This is a genomic window from Paenibacillus ferrarius, assembly GCF_002027705.1.
GTDB classification, from domain to species: domain Bacteria; phylum Bacillota; class Bacilli; order Paenibacillales; family NBRC-103111; genus Paenibacillus_E; species Paenibacillus_E ferrarius.
Window position 1 is genome coordinate 21,944 of sequence record NZ_MBTG01000052.1, and the last position, 6,411, is coordinate 28,354.

Genomic DNA, 6,411 nt, shown 5'->3' on the forward strand with positions numbered 1-6,411 from the left:
TCCAGATCAGATCAGATCCGTTCACCCAAGTGTAAAAGCCTGCGAAAATACAGGAATTTCCGAGCGAATTTGGTTAAAAAGTGGAAATGCCTGCAATTGTGCAGGCATTTTTATCTTTTTCAGCCGTACATTCAGAAAAAGCCTCAAAAACCTGCACAAACGCAGGAATTTAATCGTTGAGGCTATTCCAAGAGCAAAAAAGATGTATAATTGCAGGTTTAGAGAAAGTCGAGCCTCTCCGAATCCCAATCAAAAAAGCAAAAAAGCTGTCCCTCAAGTAGGTTTATCTACTTATGGACAGCCCCTTTGCTATTTAAGCCTTTTTCGTCTCGGGCATAACGAGCGGCTCAGCTGCTGCAGGCAGCTCATATTTACTCCAATTGATCGCCGTCTCAAGCACTAAAGACAGGATTACTCCCATCGCCAACCCGTTGCTGATCAACGGACGAATGTAGAGCGGAAGCAGCGCGAACGCCTGCGGCGGAATATTCATAATGCAGATGCCCAGGAGGACAGGAAGCGCAATCCGGTGCACAGTCTTCGAATTGAACTGGAACCCTTGAATCGTGCGAAGCGAAGTGCCGAACATCTGCAAGTAAGCAACGAACAGCACAGCATTGCCTACACTAGTCGGCAGTGATGAGAACAAACCGCTAAGAGCCGGTATGAGTCCTAGCATAGCGAACATCGCCCCACCGATAATAAGCGCTTTGCGTTCCAGAATTTTGGTACTTTCCAACAGCCCTACGGAAGAAGTAAATAACCCAAAAGGCAGAAGCCCGAAGCAAGCCGAGAAAATGGTGAAAACGCCTGTCAGCAAATAAGAACGTTTATATTGCGAGTCCGATGTTTTCGTCTTGTACAGCTTCTCCACCGTCGCTAGGCATGTAATGGAATTGGTCATATTGATTAAGCCAACAACAAAGGCCGTTAGAATAATCCCAATCTGCATGTTCGGCGCTCCCCATGGGAAAAGTGCGATTAAGGAGCCGGCTTTCTCCTGAACGTGGTGGGTGGAGGGAAAGATCAGCACATAAGCAATCCAGCCAACAACGATGCCAATTAGAATCGAATAACTGCTAATCACACGGGATCCCTTCAAATTAACGATGACAACAAAGATGGCAATAACGATAGATAAAGCAGCAACCTTTAGGTCTACTTCCCCCGCACTATTCATCCCCAGCATGCCCTTAAAAAAGTTCATAACTAATTGAATCGTTAACAAAAATAAAGAGACCCCCATGACGATAGGCGTGAAAATTTTCTTTAAAAAAGAGGCGAAGCCTAAGCTTCCAAGTACGATCATCGTCAAGCTAGCCAACAGAAATCCACTGGCAAGTCCTCCGCCTACCTCCGTTAAGCTTAGCCCCACTGAAGGTGCCGAAGCACACAGATTGAGCACAAGTCCCCACCATAATCCGGCAGGCCCATCCATCACAGCATACCGATGTCCCCATAGCGCTTGCAGGATACAGAGTACACCCGTCAAAATAAAAGAGCGCTGCAAAGATGCCGCGATTTCACCAGGTGCCAGCCCAAATGCATGGCCTAGCGAAAGCGGAACAACAAACGTATTCGTAAACATGAAAAATAGCCACTGGACACCAGCTAACCAAATTTTCGGCGATATTTTATTAACCATTCAATTCACTGAGTTTCTCTTGATGCATCGTCCATCTTCCTTCCTTGCACATCCTTCAACATATCGCTTTGTGCAAATTTACAAAAGGATTGTGCAGAAATATGATAACATGAGAGTCATCATAGGAATAATATATATTTAATAGCTCTAACAGACGATTTACATATACATAAAAGGAGAAATACGATGGATATTAGACAACTCCGTTACTTCCTAACCATAGCCGAGGAAAAACAGATCACCGCGGCCGCGAAGAAGCTGCATATGGCACAACCTCCGCTTAGCCAGCAATTAAAGCAGCTGGAGCAGGAACTAGGCGTTAAGCTGTTTGAAAAACGGGGACGATATTTGCAGCTAACAGAAGCAGGGTCAACACTGCAGCGCTACGCCGTTAAAATTACGAAGGATATGGAGGAAGCACAAACCGAGGTCACACAAATCGGAAGTGGTGTCCGAGGCACCTTGTCCATTGGAGTCAATACCATTTCCTACTACCAATTGCCTACAATACTGCAGACATTTCGGGAGTCCTACCCGCATATCACCTATAAGATCCAGCAAAATGAGTCCTCACAGCTTGCCAAGTTGGTCAAAGAAAAAATCATTGAGCTCGCCATCGTTCGATTGCCGCTGCTTCTTGATGATTATACCGTCCTGCAGCTGCAGAAGGAGTCTTTCTATTTTGTCTCCTCAGAGCCGCAAACGAGAAACAGCACAAGTGTTAGCCTCGAACAGGTCGCCCAGCATGCTCTCATACTTCCAAGTACAGATGGCTTGGGCATCTTTCAATTAATTCTAGAGGAGTTTCGGATGAAAAATATAAGTCCGAACATCATTGGTGAATGTTCGGACATTGCCATTCTTATGGAGTTAGTCTCATCCGGCTTCGGGAGCACGATCGTTCCGGAAACCGTTCTTAAGAAGCACCGCGGCTACCGTGTCCAAGCCTTCCATATCGAGGACTCCGAAGTTTCAGCTTCTTCCGCGCTTATCTGGCTTAAGCAGCACTACTTATCCAAGGCAGGGCAACGTTTTGTAGAACTCGTAGGCACCATGACGCCCGATCCCTAAATTCAACAAGGTTAGCCGCCGATTACCGTTAATTCCTTAGGGAAGGAAGTCAGCACCTCGACCCCGTTGGCGGTTACAAGTACATTATCCTCGATGCGGACGCCGCCAAGCCCTGATATATAAATGCCTGGCTCCGCCGTATAGACCATTCCTTCAATTAAGGGATCTGGATTCCCTCCATATATGGAGGGGTATTCATGAATTTCAAGTCCTAAGCCATGTCCCGCCCTAGTTATGAAATACTCGCCATAGCCTCTGTTAGCGATCACCTCACGTGCGGCGTTGTCCAGGCTCCCTATCGCAACGCCGGGGCGTCCAGCCTCAATCATGCGTAGGTTAGCCTGTAATACAGCATCATAGATGTCCTTATGCTTAGCGCTGATTTCGCCAACGGCGAACGTGCGCGTAATATCCGAAGCATAACCATCCACAAATACACCTGTGTCAATAAGCAGCAGCTCCCCCTCACGAACCCGATCATTCCCTGGCACTCCGTGAGGCAGCCCCGACTTCTCTCCCGCCAGTACCATCGTATCAAAAGAGGGGCCATCCGCTCCTAGCCGCTTCATGCGGTATTCCATTTCGGCTACGATATCCAGTTCGGTTACACCCGGCTTTATCAGAGGCAACGTTGTACGTATCACTTCTTCAATACAACCAATTGCCCGTTTGATAATCGCGACTTCCTCCTCGCCTTTCACTCTGCGAATCGAATTGAGCCTGGGCTCTATATCAATGGCTGTCTCCGCCCCCGTGATCTCCATCAAGGCCAGATATCGCTTTACATTTAAGTGATCAGCTTGAATGCCTATTTTGGAGATACGACTTCCAAGGTGTGCCTTAAGAACAGCGTACGGGTTTTCTTCATCCTTATGGGAGAAAATCGCTTTCACGCTCGACACTCTTGCCGCCTTTTCGTGATCAAGCACCGGTACAAACAGAAAAGGCTCCTCCCCTTTCACGCACACAAGCGCCATGAATCTCTCATGAGGATCCGAATAGAAACCCGTAAAGTAATAAATCAGCTTAGGCAAGGTAATAAAAGCGATATCCAACCGTTCATTTTCAATAAGCGCGTTTAGTTTGTGTTGACGTTGATTCATCTTCTATTCCTCCAAGTCTATATAGTCCGATACTCGTGATTTCAACATCTCAATTAACTCTTCATCCATGAATCGATAATCATCCGGAATATCCAAACATATCAATTTCTTACCACTTAATGAGTCGTGAAACTTCTCTTTTATGCGTCTAACGTGTTTCTTCTCCATTGCCAAAATGACATCTGCCCAGCCTACGTGCCCGCTTGTTATTTTCACTCTGGCTTGCTCTTCCGTCCCTGCTGAACGAACTTCGTATCCAGGAATTCCGGCGAAAATCTTCTCTGCTGTAAGGCTTCTCCATTTATTGCGACTGCATACAAAAAGAATTTTGAAGGGGGCGCTGCCATCCACGATCATTCAGATACCCCTACTTGCCACATCTGCTCCTGATAAGCCATCTCCCAGAACATCGTCTCATACCTTGTCGTTGTTACGAATATCGTCTCCAACCTAGCCAAATCCTCGCCTGACTTTCCTTCTGCCAAACGATCCATCAAGCCGATGCACCACTGCGCCAATGCGCCAAACTCCTCCGAACTGTACATGCGTACCCATTCTCCATAATCCACATGCTCCGCTGCTCCCGGTATCTGCTTAAGCATACAGCCGATTTCCCAGTAGCTCCACATACAAGGCAGCAGCGCTGCGGTCAGTTCAGCTAACGCCCCATTCTGTGCGACATGCAGCATATAATGGGAATATGCCAACGTAATCGGCGAAGGTTCTGCCTGCTCCAGTTCCTTCTCGCTAATGCCAAACTGAGCCGCGTAAGAGCGGTGCAGCCCCATTTCCTCGTGAAGGATCGCGTGCAGCAAAGCGGCAAACTCGCTCATCGTCTTTAAATCCGTTGCTTTCACTGCTCCTAATGCAAACAACTTCGCATAATCTATTAAATATAAGTAGTCCTGAACCATATAGAAGCGGAATTTACTGCGATCCAGCGTACCTGCCCCAAGTTCCTGTACAAAAGGATGCTGCTGCGTTTGACGCCAAGCCTCTTGGTATTTATGTATCAAATGTTGCGTAAATGACATGCGGATTTCCCCTTTATTCAACTTCAATCTTCTAATAAAAGGATACGATATTTGGCGTCGTTTTGCGAATTTCGTTTGCATGCCGGCTCGTAAGATAAAACGGTCATGCTGAACCTTCCCTTCATCGTCGAGCACGGCAGCAATCGCAAAGCACTCTCCGACTGGTTCGATGAACAGATCGGTCCTGACATTGCTCCCCTTGGTGATTTATACTATGACTGGATCGAATCTAGTACTATTAATGCTGACAAATTAGTTGAACAGTATCTGAAGGAAACAAGCCAGTTAAAATGATTATTATGCAGCGTATATAGAAAAAAATAGCCCTCAATCCCCTTACAGGACAGAGGGCTATTATGATATTCCTAATCGCTTGGGAATTTCACAAAACGAAAAAGCCCATACCTACAGAGTTCAATCGTTTGTCGAAAAGTAGACAAAGAAAAACCCTTGCTTCACAAGGGTCTAAGGTAAAACTTAAAGTTAAGCGGGCGGCGGGAATCGAACCCGCGCGATCAGCTTGGAAGGCTGAAGTTCTACCATTAAACTACGCCCGCGCGTTATAAAATTGATGGTCGGGACGACACGATTTGAACATGCGACCCCCTGCTCCCAAAGCAGGTGCTCTACCAAGCTGAGCTACGTCCCGATATTGTATAGCTTGATGAAAATGGCGCGCCCTGAGAGATTCGAACTCCCGACCTTTTGATTCGTAGTCAAATACTCTATCCAGCTGAGCTAAGGGCGCCTATGTTGTTGGGATAATGCCGAAGACCGGACTTGAACCGGTACGATAGTCACCTATCGCAGGATTTTAAGTCCTGTGCGTCTGCCGATTCCGCCACTCCGGCTTGCAATAGTAATAAGGCGCTACCCAGATTCGAACTGGGGGTAAAGCTTTTGCAGAGCTCTGCCTTACCACTTGGCTATAGCGCCAAATTAAAAAGCGGAAGACGGGGATCGAACCCGCGACCCTCGCCTTGGCAAGGCGATGCTCTACCGCTGAGCCACTTCCGCATGGGTACCTCAGGAGTATGAATACTGCTGAGGATTTAATGCGCGTAGAGGGACTTGAACCCCCACGGTCACCCGCTAGATCCTAAGTCTAGTGCGTCTGCCAATTCCGCCATACGCGCGCATGTTAATGCTGGGGCCCCCGAAAAGTAATCGGAATTCCCTTCGAAGCTTTCACTTCACTTTTTGGGGTAAAGTGGTGAGTCATGTAGGATTCGAACCTACGACACCCTGATTAAAAGTCAGGTGCTCTACCAACTGAGCTAATGACTCATATTACAATTAATAAGGTGAATACTGGGGATCAAGGATTTGAACCTTGGCATGACGGAGTCAAAGTCCGTTGCCTTACCGCTTGGCTAATCCCCATCAAGCTTTGATAATAATGGGCGGACGACGGGACTTGAACCCGCGAATGCTGGATCCACAAACCAGTGCGTTAACCCCTTCGCCACGACCGCCACAATATAAAATTAGGGATATGGAGGCTGATGGATTCGAACCACCGAACTCGGAGAGAGCAGATTTACAGTCTGCCGTGTTT

6 protein-coding genes and 10 tRNA genes are annotated in these 6,411 nt (G+C 47.2%); 2 read left to right on the forward strand and 14 right to left on the reverse strand.

Going from position 1 to position 6,411, the window contains the following annotated elements:
• Positions 1-313 precede the first annotated feature (313 nt).
• On the reverse strand, positions 314-1,645 hold the full coding sequence (locus tag BC351_RS34815) for a uracil/xanthine transporter (protein WP_079419750.1): 1,332 nt from the start codon (positions 1,643-1,645) through the stop codon (positions 314-316).
• Between the two features lie 186 nt (positions 1,646-1,831).
• Here BC351_RS34815 and BC351_RS34820 point away from each other — a divergent pair, with 186 nt between their 5' ends.
• Complete coding sequence (locus BC351_RS34820; RefSeq protein ID WP_079419752.1) at positions 1,832-2,716, forward strand: LysR family transcriptional regulator; 885 nt, start codon at positions 1,832-1,834, stop codon at positions 2,714-2,716.
• A gap of 11 nt (positions 2,717-2,727) precedes the next feature.
• Here BC351_RS34820 and BC351_RS34825 read toward each other — a convergent pair whose 3' ends face one another.
• From BC351_RS34825 to tenA, 3 genes are read right to left on the reverse strand one after another with little or no spacing between them, the layout of a single operon-like run.
• Complete coding sequence (locus BC351_RS34825) at positions 2,728-3,819, reverse strand: M24 family metallopeptidase (protein WP_079419754.1); 1,092 nt, start codon at positions 3,817-3,819, stop codon at positions 2,728-2,730.
• Positions 3,820-3,822: 3 nt separating this feature from the next.
• Complete coding sequence (locus BC351_RS34830) at positions 3,823-4,176, reverse strand: low molecular weight protein tyrosine phosphatase family protein (RefSeq protein WP_079419756.1); 354 nt, start codon at positions 4,174-4,176, stop codon at positions 3,823-3,825.
• A complete protein-coding gene (tenA, locus tag BC351_RS34835; protein WP_079419758.1) occupies positions 4,173-4,853 on the reverse strand; it encodes a thiaminase II in 681 nt (226 codons plus the stop codon). The genes BC351_RS34830 and tenA overlap by 4 nt, the downstream gene beginning before the upstream one ends.
• 105 nt (positions 4,854-4,958) lie before the next feature.
• Here tenA and BC351_RS34840 point away from each other — a divergent pair, with 105 nt between their 5' ends.
• Positions 4,959-5,147 (forward strand): hypothetical protein, encoded by a 189-nt coding sequence (locus BC351_RS34840; RefSeq protein ID WP_079419759.1) that lies wholly within the window; start codon positions 4,959-4,961, stop codon positions 5,145-5,147.
• Positions 5,148-5,339: 192 nt separating this feature from the next.
• Here BC351_RS34840 and BC351_RS34845 read toward each other — a convergent pair.
• The 10 genes from BC351_RS34845 to BC351_RS34890 form a co-directional block, all read right to left on the reverse strand.
• A tRNA-Gly gene (locus BC351_RS34845) sits at positions 5,340-5,410 on the reverse strand.
• Positions 5,411-5,425: 15 nt separating this feature from the next.
• A tRNA-Pro gene (locus BC351_RS34850) sits at positions 5,426-5,502 on the reverse strand.
• Between the two features lie 22 nt (positions 5,503-5,524).
• Positions 5,525-5,601: transfer RNA gene (locus BC351_RS34855), tRNA-Arg, on the reverse strand.
• Positions 5,602-5,618: 17 nt separating this feature from the next.
• Positions 5,619-5,704 (reverse strand) — tRNA-Leu (locus BC351_RS34860).
• A 14-nt stretch (positions 5,705-5,718) separates the two neighbouring features.
• Positions 5,719-5,789 (reverse strand) — tRNA-Cys (locus BC351_RS34865).
• Between the two features lie 9 nt (positions 5,790-5,798).
• A tRNA-Gly gene (locus BC351_RS34870) sits at positions 5,799-5,870 on the reverse strand.
• Between the two features lie 39 nt (positions 5,871-5,909).
• Positions 5,910-5,989 (reverse strand) — tRNA-Leu (locus tag BC351_RS34875).
• 75 nt (positions 5,990-6,064) lie between these two features.
• A tRNA-Lys gene (locus BC351_RS34880) sits at positions 6,065-6,140 on the reverse strand.
• A 24-nt stretch (positions 6,141-6,164) separates the two neighbouring features.
• Positions 6,165-6,236, reverse strand: a tRNA-Gln gene (locus tag BC351_RS34885).
• A gap of 19 nt (positions 6,237-6,255) precedes the next feature.
• A tRNA-His gene (locus BC351_RS34890) sits at positions 6,256-6,328 on the reverse strand.
• Positions 6,329-6,411: the final 83 nt, after the last annotated feature.